We start from the raw sequence: 13,988 nt of genomic DNA, 5'->3' as shown, positions 1-13,988 counted from the left end.
CCGATTAGTCAAAAGGTTGCAATCGCTCAGTACAAATTATTTGCCTTTATTCATGGTATATTCGACTACAGCCGTTATCATAAAGAGAACCAAGCCTTACGAAGGAAAAGCAATGAACCGGCTAGTTAAAATCGTAGGCGCCATTGTCGCGCTTATTATTATTCTTGTTATCGCAGCCCCGTTTTTAATCCCCAAACAGGCAATTATTGACCAAGTCACGTCACAGGTTGAGTCAGTGACAGGTAGAAAACTGTCGATCGATGGCGACTCTGACATCGGTATTTTCCCAACGCTGCACATTGAGCTAAACCAAGTGCGATTTGCCAACATGGCAACGGGCAGTCGCCCAGATATGTTTGCCATGGAGCAACTTACCGTGCATATTCCGTGGTTAAGTGCGCTGTCTGGTGAAGCTAAGCTTGAGCGCTTTGTGATCAATAATCCTAAAATTATCCTAGAAACCGACAAACAAGGTAATGCTAATTGGCAGTTGCTACCCACCAGTGCAGAAAACGCGCCAACGGCGCAAACCAGTTCACAAGGTAATATGCAGTTACCGGAAGGCTTAGATGTTAGCCTTGGCGAAGTGGCGATTTATGGTGGCTCGGTGACTTACCTTGATGGTGTGACAGGCGCTGAATATCAGGTAACTGATTTAGACATTAGCGTGATGCTATCGTCACTGTACCAACCACTAGAAGTCGACGGTAAGCTGACTTTTCAAGGTCAAACTTTTAACCTAGTTACTACACTCGATAATCCAGCAAAGGCGATAGAAGGTGAAGCCTTTAATGTTGAACAACAAGTAAAATCAGCGCTGTTCAACCTTGACTATAAAGGTGAAATTGCAGAGCAAGGTAAAACCATTCGCGGTCAATTAGCCTTGACTGGCGACTCGGTAAAAGCGCTAGCTAAGTGGCAGGGCGTTGACCTAAAAGCCAAAGAAAATGCGTTCAATGACTTTGGCCTAAACGCCAAAATGACGATGCAAGGGCAAGTCTTTACTCTCACTGCCTTAGAGGCAACCTTGGACGAATTGGTAATAAAAGGTCAAAGTAAAGTCACCCTCTCAGGTAAGCCAGATATTACCGCGAGTGTTGACCTTGGCATGTTAGATCTTAACCCTTATTTGCCAGAACCTGTGGAAAAACCACAAACGCAACCTGAGTCAGAAGGCGCACCAGCACAGCCTATCGTGTGGGATGACACTGCAATTGATTTGTCAGCACTTAATAGCCTCAATGCGAATGTGAAGATCACCTCTACAGGGCTACGTGCGAGAGAAATTAAGCTTGGCGAAAACCAAATCAGTCTAGTACTTAACTCAGGTAAGGCAACATTGAGCCTAGATAAATTCCAAGCCTATGAAGGTCAGGGTAAAGGTAAGGTTGTTGTAAATGCAGCAACAAAACCTTATGCCATCAATACTGACTTTGCGTTAACGGCAATTAATGCCGAGCCACTACTGACTGATGCCATTGGCTTTGACAAAGTATTGGGTAAAGGTAGTCTTAATTGGGCGTTAAACACACAAGGTGTCAGTCAAAAGCAATTTGTGAATGCTCTAGGTGGTAAATTAGGTTTTGAGTTCAAAGATGGTGGCGTAAAAGGCGCAAACCTTGCTGAGATGATCCGTAAGGGCAAAGAGATGCTCAAAGGTGACTTCTCTTCGGTATCGCAAGGACTCAATGCCAATTTCGACCCAGATCAAAAAACCGACTTCTCAGCCATGACTGGCACCTTTGTCTTTACCAAAGGCGTAGGTCAAAACGATGACTTCTCGTTGGCAAGCCCGTTACTACGAGTGACAGGCAAGGGCACCGTTGATTTACCACAAACTTTAGTTGATTATCGTGTGGTGACTGGAATTGTTGATACCATTGAAGGGCAAGCCAGCAGCGATGACAGTACCGGCTTTAAAATTCCGGTGCGGATCAAAGGTCCATTCCACAAAGTTGAAACTAGCTTAGACCTAAAAGAAGCGGCAAAAGACAAAGCCAAAGACAAGGTTAAGGATAAGGTAAAAGACAAACTTAAAGGTTTGTTTGGTGGATAGATCTTTATGACGCTTCAATAAACAGCTCATCTGTTTGTTTTAAATCAATTTCAGCTAAACAAGGGCTTGCCGATGGTAGCCCTTGTTCTATATTTATCGCGAGTTAATTATCTATATGCAGTTATAGTGAGCTTATGATGGCTTATGCCTATAAGTTGTAACCAGCTGTAATAGAATTACTGCTATTCATGTGCTTAGATAGATGCGAATAGCTCTATAAACAAACGAAGGATAAAAGAATGAGTACACCTATTTTACTCGAATACACGGTGACGCCAAAAGCTGAGGGTAACTGGATATTTTCAAACGACGATAAACCAGTTGAACTTAAATTAGCTCAGGGTGAAAGCGCTGTTCTAACTTATAAGCTCGTTACTGATGAAGCCGGCTGGAGCTTTGCTGAAAACGGTACTTTTTTTACCGAAGCGCAAGACAATTTCAATTATAACCTTACAAGCACATTAAAAGATGAGTTAACGGTTGAGGTGAAGATTGAAGCATTGAATGTTGCGAATACGCTAAGTGAAGATGATATCGAAGCGCTTTCAGCTAACCCTGATGCGAGAGTTGTTACACTCGTAGAGAATAACAACTCGAAAATTGAGTTCAGACTTGTTGCTCAATATGATTCCGCAAATGGTGCTGTGCGTTATTTTTCTCAAGATCCAAGGGTGATAATTGACAACCCAGATGCTCCAGTCTAATTCATAATTTGCACTTGGCACAGATAGGTAAAGTGTTCTGTGCCAATTCTTAATTCAAGTGATGGCGAGTGACATAGTGTCTTGAACCATGACAAGCGATAAAAAGACGGGCTCCAGCCTAAATCAATGCTTTTTTTCAGTGAAGCCATCGCGGAATACTTTTCTTCTATCAGTGTTTGAATTAACGATTTTACGTAAAAAGCTTCAGCTGAATCGGGATACTTTGCCAAATATTCATCAATTGCTATTAATGCCTCTTGGTGCCGACCTAGGTGTGCTAGAGCTTGGATGCGCACGACTTCAACTTGGTTTGCTGGAGCACTGGCTAAAATTTGCAGATACACTTCACTGGCTTTCGCCTTCTCGCCCATTAGTGAGTATATGTCTGCGTAGTTAAGCAAGATTTCTACATTGCTGGGCGCCAACTGAGTTGCTCGTTCAGCAAACTCGAGTGCCCGCTCTAAATCACCTAATAGCATCAATACAATGGCATAATTGTTAAAGGTAGCAGTACTTGTATATGAGCGATTAACTAGAGCTTGATAAGATTTCTCTGCGTCATGGAGCTTACCAAGTAGAAGAGAGATATCGGCAATGGCCTTTAGTGTTTTCAGATTATCAGGACCGTAGTGGCTGGCTGCTCGTAAGTAAGGTAAGGCCTCTTCATATTGGCCAAGCTTCATGTTGAGCAAGGCTGCATTGCGGATGACTTTTAAGGTTGGCCTAAGTTCATAGGCAAGCTCAATGTGATGAAGTGCCGAAGCGTAATCGTTTATTAAATGATAGTAGATACTGATAAGTGCATGCTTTTGATACTCGTCCTTGACTGAATTCTGGATTGCTAAAAAGGTTCCTGTGGCACGGATTTTGTCTTTTGCAAACGCATAAAACTCGAGATAGGAAGTTTGAATAATTGTACTTGCCTTTAACCTCTTGGGGGCTTGCTGTAATACTTGCTCCCAGTTTAGAAGTACTTGATCATTTGAACTATCTTCATACAACTGAATTGCGAGTTCAGAGTAAAGTGAATACAGCGGCAGGAAGTCCGGCGCAGTATCAATCAGCGTTGTTAACTCTTTTAATATCGCAGCGCGGTCTGCTCCCTTTACTAAACTAGCATCATGAAGTGTAGCGTAGTTATTTAGCAATGTTTTATTGCCAGTGGCTAAATCAGTTGAGCGTCCAGTTAATGCAGTGAGGGCCGAAGCTGTAATAGCAAAAACATGGCTGTAGTTTTCACTCGACGTCATCGTTCTAGCACTATTAATCAAGGCTCCATTAGACGCATCAACTAAGTCGATAACGATGTCACAGCTTTGAATATTACAGTCTAGTTTTATCGTAACGAGCTCATTACTATTTAACGCTCGCCCCAATGCCTTTAATGGTGCGTCAACACCAATAAATTTTTGTGTTTGATCTACTTCTCTGTCTGAAATGAAGACGTAATCATTGTTACTTAAAAAATGTTGTTTAAGTGCATCGTTAATTGCTAACTCAATGTTTTGTTGATGCGCTTCAAGTAGTTGAAAAGAGTTTGTGAATTTTATCGGCAACGCTGCAATATAGATCTTAGGTTTGGTTTCCTGCCAATAGCAGTATCCACCAACGACTAAGCACACTAAAACGGTGAAAAGTGCTGCAATACTTAGCTGCTTTTGACGTGCTTTGGCTTTGCTCTTAGCTCTATCTTGTAACTCTATTTCTTCAAGGGATAATGTCGCTTCGCTATTATCATAGCTAAGGGTGTGCAGAATTTGTTTTAACTGTTGACTGACTTCGCCTGCGCTGCTCGGGCGAGCGTTTTTGTCGTATTGCAATAAGCGATCAATAAGCTGTGCCAGTGCAGGGGGAATATCTAAAATACGTTTAGCACTGGCTTTTAATGGCTGAAACTTGATCTGTTCAGCAATAGACTTGTCACTGCCATCGTCAGCTTGCTCGAAGTAAGGATGGTGCCCAGCTAACAGTTGATAAGCGATTAGCCCAAATGAGAATAAGTCACTGCGGCTGTCTAGTGTTTCATCACGCAGTTGCTCTGGTGACATTGCTGTAAGACTACCGTAACTGGTATGTGGACGAGAGGCTTGGTTGTCTTCTAATTGTGAAATACCAAAGTCGGCAATTTTGGCTATGCTCTGTTCATTCACCAGTATATTGCCAGATTTTAAGTCTAAATGAAGAATGTTCTGGCCATGAGCTGAGGCCAGGCCATCGGCAATATGGCTTAATAGTTCGACTTTTTGCTCGGTAGTTAATACGTGTGTTTTTGTGTAGTGCTGTAGAGTTGCACCTTGCACATACTCCATTTCCAAAGCCATTTGGCCATCGCTTTCAAATACATCATAAATTTGTACTATATTTGGATGGTTAAAACGCGCTAACAGTCGGGCTTCGTTGAGTGCATCTGATTGCGTGTGCTGAGTTAGTGACATCACCTTTACCGCCACTCGGCGGCCTAATTTTTTGTCGGTAGCAAGGTACACTTTGCTCATTCCGCCTTCGGCGAGCAAGATCACGTCCTGATAGTATTCTTCTAACTTCAACACAGCGCTGTCTTTCTCTTTTATTATTGGGGTTAGTGTATCGCTAAAAATACTAAATTAGTACCATTTGCGTTGGGCTTAGTCGCAAATAACAAGTTGAAAATTTAACACTTTGTCATACTCACAGCCTCATATAGGTTATAAGGATAAATAACAATAAGGACAAACAAATGGCAAAGTTATCTTCTAATTTAGTTTCTCACTTCAGTTTGGCTGCCATGATGGCAAGCGCTCTGCTCGTAAATACGTCTAGTATAGCGGCTGATAGCAACCAAACCTTTAATTACCCCAATAATGCTCGTAACGCAATAAGCCTTACGTTTGATGATGCAAGGCCAAGCCAAGTTGATGTGGGAGTGCCGCTACTCAATCGCCATAAGGTGAAAGGCACATTTTATGTTATGCCATCACAGGTGGAGGAAAAGCTCGGATTGTGGCAAGCCGCGGTGAAGCAGGGGCATGAAATAGGCAACCACACCAGTGAACACTTATGTACGGGTAACTTTGCCTGGCTGAGGGAAAAGGACAAAGGGCTGGAACAAGTTGATTTGGCCTACATAGAACGCGATGTAGTAAGCACCACAAAATATATTGAAAAGCATTTGGGCGTAACCCCCAGAAGCTTTGCATATCCTTGTGGTAATACCTTTGTTGGTCGCGGCGCTGAAGTAAAAAGTTATGTGCCTGTGATTGCGAAGCACTTTGACAGTGGCCGTACGTGGTTAGATGAAACCGCTAACCACCCAACTTATACTGACTTTGCGCAACTCACCGGAATCAGGATGGATGGTGTTAGCTTTGAAGAACTAAAAGGGCTGCTGGAGCATCTTAGGGCAAATAACAGTTGGATCATCCTTGCTGGACATGAAGTGGGTGAAAAAGGCATGTACACCGTCGATACCAAAATGTTAGACCAACTTATTCCTTACTTACAGGACCCTAAAAACGGTTATTGGTTAGACACCGTAAGCAATGTGGGTGATTACATCAAAAGTAAAAGAGAGCCGTAGGTCGAGATTTATCTCGACTATTTTCTTTAAATATCGTTTTTGATTAAATTTTGAGTTTCTCAGATTTAAAATTCGAGATGTTTTTGCTCAAAGCATCTGAGTAAATAATAATCGAAACAAAATTTCCGTTGTAAAATTTGTTCAATATATGCGCAAGTGGTTGAATTCTCGATTGCTTGTCGCCATATCCCCAAACTGTAATTGGTACGTCATGTTAACGCGTTAAATTAATTAAAAATTGAACTATCTTTGATGCGACATTGCTGGTACAATTGCCCGCCCTTGAAAGACATAATCACAGTTTTTTGAGTGGAATTTAACCTAAATGCCTTGATTTTGAACGAAATCTAGGCGAGTTGTAACTACACCGGAGGTCATTAAGATGATCCAAATGCAAACTCAGCTGGACGTTGCTGATAACAGCGGCGCTCGCAAAGTGCAGTGTATAAAAGTCCTTGGTGGTTCGCACCGTCGCTACGCAGCGGTTGGCGACATCATTAAAGTTTCTGTTAAAGAAGCGATTCCTCGCGGCAAAGTGAAGAAAGGTGATGTTAAAAACGCAGTAGTAGTGCGTACTAAAAAAGGCGTACGTCGTCCAGACGGCTCTTTAATCCGTTTCGATAGCAATGCGGCTGTTATCTTAAATGATAACTTACAGCCTATTGGTACTCGTATCTTCGGCCCTGTGACTCGTGAACTTCGTACTGAAAAGTTCATGAAGATCGTTTCACTAGCACCAGAAGTACTATAAGGAGTCGATCATGGCAGCAAAAATCCGTCGTGATGACGAAGTAATCGTACTAGCCGGTAAAGACAAAGGTAAGCGCGGTAAAGTGCTTTCAGTTGTTACTGAAACTGGCCGAGTATTTGTTGAAGGCGTTAACATCATCAAGAAACACCAGAAGCCTGTACCACAACTACAGCAAGCTGGCGGTGTTGTTGAGAAAGAAGCGTCAGTCGACGTATCAAACGTAGCGATTTTCAATGCCGAAACTGGCAAAGCGGATCGTGTAGGTTTTAGATTTGAAGACGGTAAAAAAGTCCGTTTCTTCAAGTCTACCGGTAAAACTATTTAATAGTTGGAGTAGACGATGGCGAAACTGCATGAAGTGTACAAAGACAAAGTGGTAAAAGAGCTTCAAGAGAAGTTCGGTTACAGCTCTGTCATGCAAGTCCCTCAGATCGAGAAGATCACACTTAACATGGGTGTGGGCGAAGCCCTAGCTGACAAGAAAATTCTAGAAAACGCAGTAGCAGACCTAGAATCAATCTCTGGTCAGAAGCCTCTAGTGACTAAAGCACGCAAATCAGTTGCTGGCTTTAAGATCCGTGAAGGTTACCCAATTGGCTGTAAAGTAACCCTACGCGGCGAGCGTATGTGGGATTTCCTAGAGCGTTTAGTCTCTATCGCGATGCCACGTATTCGTGACTTCCGCGGTGTTAGCGCAAAGTCTTTTGACGGTCGCGGTAACTACTCTATGGGCGTACGTGAACAAATCATCTTCCCAGAAATCGATTATGATAAAGTAGACCGCGTTCGCGGTATGGATATCACAATCACTACTTCTGCGAAAACAGATGACGAAGGCCGTGCGTTGTTAGAAGCGTTCAACTTCCCATTCAAAAAGTAAGGGTAGGGTTATGGCAAAGAATTCAATGAAAGCACGTGACGTAAAACGTGCTAAATTAGTTACTCAGTATGCTGAAAAGCGTGCTGCGTTAAAAGCTATCATCAGCGATGTTAATGCATCTGATGATGAGCGTTGGGATGCAGTGTTAAAGCTACAGTCTTTACCACGCGATTCTAGCCCTTCACGTCAACGTAATCGTTGTAACATCACGGGCCGCCCTCATGGTTACCTTCGCAAGTTCGGCTTAAGCCGTATTAAAGTTCGCGAAGCAGCGATGCGCGGTGAAATTCCTGGCCTTAAAAAGGCTAGCTGGTAATAGAATCACGGGAGTAAGACATGAGCTTGCAAGATCCAATTGCGGATTTGTTCACACGTATCCGTAACGGTCAGTCTGCGAAGAAGGTATCTGTTTCAATGCCAACTTCAAAGCTGAAAGTAGCTGTAGCTAAGGTACTTAAAGACGAAGGTTATATCACTGACTTCGCAGTATCTGGTGACGTAAAAGCAGAATTGACTATCGAACTTAAGTACTTCGAAGGCAAAGCTGTAATCGAAAACATCCAGCGTGTTAGCCGCCCTGGTCTACGTATCTATAAGAGACGTGACGAATTACCTAAGGTAATGGGTGGTCTAGGTATCGCTATCGTATCAACTTCTAAAGGCCTGATGACAGACCGCGCTGCGCGTACCGCTGGCGTTGGTGGTGAAATCATTGGCTTTGTAGCTTAATCGGAGGGGAACTATGTCTCGTATAGCGAAGGCTCCAATCAATGTTCCTGCCGGTGTTGAAGTTACAATTAACGGCCAGGACATCAAAGTTAAAGGCAAGAACGGTGAATTAACTCGCACAATCAACGATGCGGTTGAAGTTTCACTAAACGACAACGTTATCACTACAGCTCCTCGTGAAGTTGCTAATGCTTGGGCTCAAGCTGGTACTGCACGCGCGCTAATCAACAACATGATTGTTGGTGTTAACGATGGTTATGAGAAGAAACTACAGCTAGTAGGTGTTGGTTACCGTGCGGCAGTTAAGGGTAATACATTAGATTTAACCCTTGGCTTTTCTCACCCAGTGAACTTCGAGATCCCAACAGGTATCACTATCGAAGCTCCAAGCCAGACTGAAATTGTTGTTAAAGGCGCAGACAAGCAGTTAGTTGGTCAAACAGCTGCTAACATCCGCTCATACCGTGAACCAGAGCCTTATAAAGGTAAAGGTGTACGTTACGCTGATGAGCACGTGCGTCGTAAAGAGGCTAAGAAGAAGTAAGGTAAGACGATGGATAAGAAAACAGCTCGTCTACGTCGTGCTAAGCGCACTCGTAGAAATATTATCGAACAAGGCACAACACGTCTTGTTATCCACCGCACGCCACGTCACATTTACGCTCAAGTAATCAATGCTGAGGGTAATGTACTGGCTGCTGCTTCTACTGTTGAAAAAGCAATTGTTGAAACAGTTAAAGGCACAGGCAACATCGAAGCGGCTCAAGCAGTTGGTAAAGCAATCGCTGAGCGCGTAGCTGACAAAGGCGTTGAAAAAATCGCTTTTGATCGCAGTGGCTTTAAATATCACGGCCGTGTGAAGGCGCTAGCTGATGCTGCGCGCGAAGCCGGTCTGCAATTCTAGGAGTAGACAATGGCTAACGTAGAAGCAAAAGCACAACAGCCTGAATTGGCTGAAAAGCTAATCGCGGTAAACCGTGTGTCTAAAGTGGTTAAAGGTGGTCGTATCTTTAGCTTCACTGCACTAACAGTAGTTGGTGATGGCGCTGGTAAAGTAGGTTTTGGTTATGGTAAAGCACGTGAAGTTCCTGCTGCTATTCAAAAAGCAATGGAAAAAGCACGTCGCAACATGATCACTGTTGAACTAAAAGGTAACACGCTACAGCACCCAATCAAGGGTCGCCACGCGGGTTCTAAAGTATACATGCAGCCAGCATCTGAAGGTACAGGTATCATCGCAGGTGGTGCGATGCGTGCAGTACTAGAAGTAACTGGTGTACAGAACGTACTATCTAAAGCATACGGTTCAACTAACCCGATCAACATCGTTCGCGCAACTATCGCAGCGCTAGAGAATATGAATTCTCCAGAAGGTATTGCTGCGAAGCGTGGTCTTAGCGTTGACGAAATCTTGGGGTAAGACACCATGGCAAACACAGTAAAAGTAACTCAAGTACGTAGCTCAATCGGTCGTTTACCGAAGCATAAAGCTACATTACGTGGCCTTGGTTTACGTCGTATCAATCACACTGTTGAGCTAGAAGATACGCCAGCAGTTCGCGGTATGATCAACCAAGTTTCTTACATGGTTAAGGTTGAGGGGTAATTCGATGAACTTGAATACACTTTCACCTGCTGCAGGTTCAAAAACAGCTGGTAAGCGTGTTGGCCGTGGTATCGGTTCTGGTCTTGGTAAGACTGGTGGTCGTGGTCACAAAGGTCAAAAGTCACGCTCTGGCGGTAAAGTACGCGTTGGTTTCGAAGGCGGTCAAATGCCTATGCAACGTCGTCTACCTAAGTTTGGTTTCACTTCACGCAAGTCTCTTGTGTCTAAAGAAGTGAATCTATTCGAAATCGCTAAAGTTGAAGGCGATGTGGTAGATCTAAACGCGTTACAGGCAGCTGGTATCGTTAAAAAGAACATCCAGTTCGTAAAAGTTGTAAAATCTGGCGAAGTTTCACGCGCTGTTACTGTTAAAGGCATGAAAGTGTCTAAAGGTGCACGCGAAGCTATCGAAGCTGCCGGAGGCAAGGTAGAAGACTAAGGAAGTACGCTATGGCTAAACCAGGTCAAGATATGCAAAGTGCACAAAGTGGGCTTGCGGAACTGAAGCGCCGATTACTATTCGTATTGGGTGCTATCATTATTTACCGTCTGGGCTCTTTTGTGCCAATCCCTGGGATTGACGCCGCTGTACTTGCCGAATTCTTCGAGCAACAAAAGGGCACCATTGTTGAGATGTTCAACATGTTCAGCGGTGGTGCGCTTGAGCGTGCATCGGTATTGGCGCTAGGTATTATGCCGTACATCTCGGCTTCGATTATTATGCAGCTATTAACGCACATACATCCTGCGATGATAGAGCTTAAGAAAGAAGGTGAGCAAGGGCGTAAGAAAATCAGCCAGTATACGCGTTATGGTACGCTTGTGCTTGCTACATTCCAATCGATAGGTATCGCTACTGGTCTACCTAACATGATGGAAGGCCTAGTTGTGAATCCAGGCTTCGGCTTTTATTTCACAGCTGTAGTGAGCTTAGTCACAGGAACTATGTTCCTTATGTGGTTGGGCGAACAAATCACTGAGCGTGGTATCGGTAACGGTATCTCAGTTCTAATATTTGTTGGTATTGTAGCTAACCTGCCGTCTGCAATTGGTTCGACAGCAGAAATGGCGCGCCAAGGTGATCTGCATATTTTAGCATTGTTATTGATTGCGGTAATCGTATTCGCCGTAACTTACCTAGTTGTGTTCTTCGAACGTGGTCAACGTCGTATCGTTGTAAACTATGCGAAGCGTCAACAAGGTCGTCAGGTATTTGCTGCTCAAAGCACGCACTTACCACTAAAAGTTAACATGGCGGGTGTTATTCCACCAATCTTTGCTAGCAGTATCATTTTGTTCCCTGGTACAATAGCAAGCTGGTTTGGCCAAGGTGAAGGTCCGGTCGCTGATGTGCTACAAGCTATCTCAGCAGTATTGACTCCAGGTCAACCACTGTATGCGATGGTATTAGCTGCGGCTATTATCTTCTTCTGCTTCTTCTACACTGCGTTGGTGTTTAACCCGCGTGAGACAGCAGATAACCTGAAAAAATCTGGCGCTTTTATTCCAGGCATTCGTCCAGGTGAGCAGACATCTAAATACATTGATAAAGTGATGACACGCCTGACATTGGCAGGTGCTTTGTATATAACCTTTATCTGTCTGGTGCCCGAGTTTATGACTATGGCATGGCAAACGCCATTCTACTTCGGCGGTACATCGATTCTGATTATCGTTGTTGTCATCATGGACTTTATGGCACAAGTACAGACTCATATGATGTCACATCAATATGATTCTGTGCTGAAAAAAGCGAACCTTAAAGGCTACGGCCGTTAAGGTCAGTTTACGGAGTTGAGTAATGAAAGTACGTGCTTCCGTTAAGAAAATTTGCCGTAACTGCAAAGTAATCAAGCGTGCAGGTGTTGTACGTGTGATCTGCAGTGAGCCAAAGCACAAGCAAAGGCAAGGCTAAGCAAATTAAGTCGTGCAGGCTGAGTAACTTTACTTAGCCTGTTTCTTTGGTAAAACTTGAATGTCGGTTGGGTATCCTATACGGGCTTTCCAGCAAGATGATAATCAAGTTTATTTATAGGAGATATGTTAGTGGCCCGTATCGCAGGCATTAACGTTCCTGATCATAAGCATGCTGTTATCGGTTTAACAAGCATCTATGGTGTAGGTAAAACTCGCGCTAAGGCGATCTTAGCTGCGACAGGTATCGCTGAAACTACTAAAATCGGCGAGTTAAATGACGAAACACTTGACATCCTTCGTGAAGAAGTTGGCAAGTACACTGTTGAAGGTGATCTTCGTCGTGAAGTTACACTAAACATCAAGCGTCTTATGGACCTTGGTTGTTTCCGTGGCTTACGTCACCGTCGTTCGCTACCACTACGTGGTCAGCGTACTAAGACTAACGCGCGTACTCGTAAGGGTCCTCGCAAGCCTATCAAGAAATAAGGTGGGGTAAGTTATGGCAAAAGCACCAATTCGTCGTAAAAAGGTCAAAAAGCAGGTTGTTGACGGCATGGCTCACGTTCATGCATCTTTCAACAACACGATTGTGACCATCACTGACCGTCAAGGCAATGCTCTTTCTTGGGCGACTGCGGGTGGTTCAGGTTTCCGTGGTTCTCGTAAGTCTACTCCATTCGCTGCACAGGTTGCTGCGGAGCGTGCAGGTGTTGCTGCACAAGAGTACGGTCTTAAGAACCTAGAAGTATTCATCAAAGGTCCAGGTCCAGGCCGTGAGTCTGCTGTTCGTGCATTGAATGCTGCTGGTTACCGTATCACTAACATCACTGACGTGACGCCAATTCCACACAATGGTTGTCGTCCACCGAAGAAACGTCGCGTATAACAATAGGTTAGGAGAAAGAACATGGCAAGATATTTGGGCCCTAAGCTCAAGCTGAGTCGTCGTGAAGGTACTGACCTGTTCCTTAAAAGCGGCGTAAGAGCAATTGACTCTAAGTGTAAACTAGAAACAGCACCTGGTCAGCACGGCGCACGTAAAGGTCGTCTATCTGATTACGGTTTACAGCTACGTGAAAAGCAGAAAGTTCGTCGTATCTACGGTGTACTAGAAAAGCAATTCCGTAACTACTACAAAGAAGCTGCTCGCCTTAAAGGTAACACAGGTGAAAACTTGTTACAGCTTCTAGAGCAACGTCTAGACAATGTTGTATATCGCATGGGTTTTGCAAGCACACGTGCTGAAGCACGTCAGCTAGTAAGCCACAAAGCGGTTATGGTTAATGGTCGTGTTGTTAATATCCCTTCTTTCGTAGTTACTCCTGAAGATGTAGTAGTAATTCGCGAGAAGTCTAAAAAGCAAGCGCGTATCATCGCTGCTCTAGAGTTGGCTGAGCAACGTGAAAAGCCAACTTGGATTGAAGTTGACGGTAAGAAAATGGAAGGCACTTTCAAGCGTCTACCAGAGCGTTCTGATCTGTCTGCGGACATTAACGAACAACTAATCGTCGAACTTTACTCGAAGTAAAGTTAAGAGTTAAGAGAGGATAAAATGCAGGGTTCTGTAACCGAATTCCTAAAACCAAGATTAGTCGATATCGACGCTGTAAGCTCAACGCGTTCTAAAGTAGTTTTAGAGCCTCTAGAGCGTGGTTTTGGCCACACACTAGGTAATGCTCTACGTCGTATACTTCTTTCATCTATGCCTGGTTGTGCTGTGACAGAAGTTGAAATTGACGGCGTATTGCACGAGTATAGCGCGAAAGAAGGCGTACAAGAAGACATCATT

The 13,988-nt window shown here is 43.9% G+C and carries 20 protein-coding genes (1 of these 20 cut by a window edge); 19 read left to right on the top strand and 1 reads right to left on the bottom strand.

Annotated elements, in window-relative coordinates; genetic code table 11:
• Positions 1–112 precede the first annotated feature (112 nt).
• Complete coding sequence (locus CTT31_RS17005; protein WP_260491619.1) at positions 113–2,056, top strand: AsmA family protein; 1,944 nt, start codon at positions 113–115, stop codon at positions 2,054–2,056.
• A 239-nt stretch (positions 2,057–2,295) separates the two neighbouring features.
• Entirely contained in the window at positions 2,296–2,760 is a 465-nt protein-coding gene (locus CTT31_RS17000; protein ID WP_260491618.1) for a hypothetical protein, read from the top strand.
• Here the strand turns inward: CTT31_RS17000 and CTT31_RS16995 are convergent.
• Positions 2,757–5,309 (bottom strand): serine/threonine-protein kinase, encoded by a 2,553-nt coding sequence (locus CTT31_RS16995; RefSeq protein WP_260491617.1) that lies wholly within the window; start codon positions 5,307–5,309, stop codon positions 2,757–2,759. The two genes, CTT31_RS17000 and CTT31_RS16995, sit on opposite strands and share 4 nt — an antisense overlap.
• Before the next feature lie 167 nt (positions 5,310–5,476).
• Between CTT31_RS16995 and CTT31_RS16990 the strand changes: the two genes are divergently transcribed.
• The 17 genes from CTT31_RS16990 to CTT31_RS16910 form a co-directional block, all read left to right on the top strand.
• Positions 5,477–6,316 carry a polysaccharide deacetylase family protein gene (locus CTT31_RS16990; RefSeq protein WP_260491616.1) on the top strand — a complete coding sequence of 280 codons (840 nt, stop codon included), beginning with the start codon at positions 5,477–5,479 and terminating at the stop codon, positions 6,314–6,316.
• Between the two features lie 382 nt (positions 6,317–6,698).
• A complete protein-coding gene (rplN, locus tag CTT31_RS16985) occupies positions 6,699–7,067 on the top strand; it encodes a 50S ribosomal protein L14 (RefSeq protein ID WP_010378257.1) in 369 nt (122 codons plus the stop codon).
• 10 nt (positions 7,068–7,077) lie between these two features.
• Positions 7,078–7,392, top strand: a complete 315-nt coding sequence (gene rplX, locus CTT31_RS16980; RefSeq protein ID WP_010378260.1) for a 50S ribosomal protein L24 — start codon at positions 7,078–7,080, stop codon at positions 7,390–7,392.
• Between the two features lie 15 nt (positions 7,393–7,407).
• Positions 7,408–7,947, top strand: a complete 540-nt coding sequence (gene rplE / locus CTT31_RS16975) for a 50S ribosomal protein L5 (protein ID WP_010378262.1) — start codon at positions 7,408–7,410, stop codon at positions 7,945–7,947.
• 10 nt (positions 7,948–7,957) lie between these two features.
• A complete protein-coding gene (gene rpsN, locus CTT31_RS16970) occupies positions 7,958–8,263 on the top strand; it encodes a 30S ribosomal protein S14 (protein ID WP_010378264.1) in 306 nt (101 codons plus the stop codon).
• A 20-nt stretch (positions 8,264–8,283) separates the two neighbouring features.
• Positions 8,284–8,676 (top strand): 30S ribosomal protein S8, encoded by a 393-nt coding sequence (rpsH, locus tag CTT31_RS16965; protein WP_010378266.1) that lies wholly within the window; start codon positions 8,284–8,286, stop codon positions 8,674–8,676.
• A gap of 13 nt (positions 8,677–8,689) precedes the next feature.
• Positions 8,690–9,220, top strand: coding sequence for a 50S ribosomal protein L6 (gene rplF, locus CTT31_RS16960; protein WP_102057674.1), 531 nt, complete (start codon positions 8,690–8,692; stop codon positions 9,218–9,220).
• A gap of 9 nt (positions 9,221–9,229) precedes the next feature.
• Positions 9,230–9,580: a 50S ribosomal protein L18 gene (gene rplR / locus CTT31_RS16955; protein WP_010378271.1), complete on the top strand. Its 351-nt coding sequence runs from the start codon at positions 9,230–9,232 to the stop codon at positions 9,578–9,580.
• 9 nt (positions 9,581–9,589) lie between these two features.
• Entirely contained in the window at positions 9,590–10,096 is a 507-nt protein-coding gene (rpsE, locus tag CTT31_RS16950) for a 30S ribosomal protein S5 (protein ID WP_010606806.1), read from the top strand.
• A gap of 6 nt (positions 10,097–10,102) precedes the next feature.
• Positions 10,103–10,282: a 50S ribosomal protein L30 gene (gene rpmD / locus CTT31_RS16945; protein WP_010378276.1), complete on the top strand. Its 180-nt coding sequence runs from the start codon at positions 10,103–10,105 to the stop codon at positions 10,280–10,282.
• Positions 10,283–10,286: 4 nt separating this feature from the next.
• Positions 10,287–10,721: a 50S ribosomal protein L15 gene (gene rplO / locus CTT31_RS16940; RefSeq protein WP_095728863.1), complete on the top strand. Its 435-nt coding sequence runs from the start codon at positions 10,287–10,289 to the stop codon at positions 10,719–10,721.
• A gap of 11 nt (positions 10,722–10,732) precedes the next feature.
• Positions 10,733–12,061, top strand: coding sequence for a preprotein translocase subunit SecY (secY, locus tag CTT31_RS16935; RefSeq protein WP_010606805.1), 1,329 nt, complete (start codon positions 10,733–10,735; stop codon positions 12,059–12,061).
• 22 nt (positions 12,062–12,083) lie between these two features.
• A complete protein-coding gene (gene rpmJ, locus CTT31_RS16930; protein ID WP_002959476.1) occupies positions 12,084–12,197 on the top strand; it encodes a 50S ribosomal protein L36 in 114 nt (37 codons plus the stop codon).
• A 131-nt stretch (positions 12,198–12,328) separates the two neighbouring features.
• Complete coding sequence (gene rpsM / locus CTT31_RS16925) at positions 12,329–12,685, top strand: 30S ribosomal protein S13 (protein ID WP_010378282.1); 357 nt, start codon at positions 12,329–12,331, stop codon at positions 12,683–12,685.
• A 13-nt stretch (positions 12,686–12,698) separates the two neighbouring features.
• Positions 12,699–13,085: a 30S ribosomal protein S11 gene (rpsK, locus tag CTT31_RS16920; RefSeq protein ID WP_010378285.1), complete on the top strand. Its 387-nt coding sequence runs from the start codon at positions 12,699–12,701 to the stop codon at positions 13,083–13,085.
• Positions 13,086–13,106: 21 nt separating this feature from the next.
• Positions 13,107–13,727 (top strand): 30S ribosomal protein S4, encoded by a 621-nt coding sequence (gene rpsD, locus CTT31_RS16915; protein WP_010378286.1) that lies wholly within the window; start codon positions 13,107–13,109, stop codon positions 13,725–13,727.
• A 24-nt stretch (positions 13,728–13,751) separates the two neighbouring features.
• Positions 13,752–13,988, top strand: partial view of a DNA-directed RNA polymerase subunit alpha gene (locus tag CTT31_RS16910; RefSeq protein ID WP_010378288.1) — the 5' end (the start) only. 750 nt of this gene lie beyond the right edge of the window; 237 of the gene's 987 nt are visible here — the first part of the coding sequence; the start codon lies at positions 13,752–13,754; the stop codon falls past the right edge of the window.

This window comes from Pseudoalteromonas maricaloris, from assembly GCF_024746855.1.
In the GTDB taxonomy this organism is placed as follows: Bacteria; Pseudomonadota; Gammaproteobacteria; order Enterobacterales; family Alteromonadaceae; genus Pseudoalteromonas; species Pseudoalteromonas maricaloris.
Note: the sequence above shows the minus strand (reverse complement) of the source record. Positions and strands in the feature narration are given on the sequence as shown.

What these genes read in the sequence shown, in the direction of transcription:
- rpsD (WP_010378286.1), top strand. Translation starts at nt 13,107, where the DNA reads ATGGCAAGATATTTGGGCCCTAAGCTCAAGCTGAGTCGTCGTGAAGGT.
- rpmJ (WP_002959476.1), top strand. Translation starts at nt 12,084, where the DNA reads ATGAAAGTACGTGCTTCCGTTAAGAAAATTTGCCGTAACTGCAAAGTA.
- rplE (WP_010378262.1), top strand. Translation starts at nt 7,408, where the DNA reads ATGGCGAAACTGCATGAAGTGTACAAAGACAAAGTGGTAAAAGAGCTT.
- rplF (WP_102057674.1), top strand. Translation starts at nt 8,690, where the DNA reads ATGTCTCGTATAGCGAAGGCTCCAATCAATGTTCCTGCCGGTGTTGAA.
- rplX (WP_010378260.1), top strand. Translation starts at nt 7,078, where the DNA reads ATGGCAGCAAAAATCCGTCGTGATGACGAAGTAATCGTACTAGCCGGT.
- rplO (WP_095728863.1), top strand. Translation starts at nt 10,287, where the DNA reads ATGAACTTGAATACACTTTCACCTGCTGCAGGTTCAAAAACAGCTGGT.
- rpsE (WP_010606806.1), top strand. Translation starts at nt 9,590, where the DNA reads ATGGCTAACGTAGAAGCAAAAGCACAACAGCCTGAATTGGCTGAAAAG.
- CTT31_RS17000 (WP_260491618.1), top strand. Translation starts at nt 2,296, where the DNA reads ATGAGTACACCTATTTTACTCGAATACACGGTGACGCCAAAAGCTGAG.
- rpsK (WP_010378285.1), top strand. Translation starts at nt 12,699, where the DNA reads ATGGCAAAAGCACCAATTCGTCGTAAAAAGGTCAAAAAGCAGGTTGTT.
- CTT31_RS17005 (WP_260491619.1), top strand. Translation starts at nt 113, where the DNA reads ATGAACCGGCTAGTTAAAATCGTAGGCGCCATTGTCGCGCTTATTATT.
- CTT31_RS16990 (WP_260491616.1), top strand. Translation starts at nt 5,477, where the DNA reads ATGGCAAAGTTATCTTCTAATTTAGTTTCTCACTTCAGTTTGGCTGCC.
- rplN (WP_010378257.1), top strand. Translation starts at nt 6,699, where the DNA reads ATGATCCAAATGCAAACTCAGCTGGACGTTGCTGATAACAGCGGCGCT.
- rplR (WP_010378271.1), top strand. Translation starts at nt 9,230, where the DNA reads ATGGATAAGAAAACAGCTCGTCTACGTCGTGCTAAGCGCACTCGTAGA.
- rpsN (WP_010378264.1), top strand. Translation starts at nt 7,958, where the DNA reads ATGGCAAAGAATTCAATGAAAGCACGTGACGTAAAACGTGCTAAATTA.
- secY (WP_010606805.1), top strand. Translation starts at nt 10,733, where the DNA reads ATGGCTAAACCAGGTCAAGATATGCAAAGTGCACAAAGTGGGCTTGCG.
- rpmD (WP_010378276.1), top strand. Translation starts at nt 10,103, where the DNA reads ATGGCAAACACAGTAAAAGTAACTCAAGTACGTAGCTCAATCGGTCGT.
- rpsH (WP_010378266.1), top strand. Translation starts at nt 8,284, where the DNA reads ATGAGCTTGCAAGATCCAATTGCGGATTTGTTCACACGTATCCGTAAC.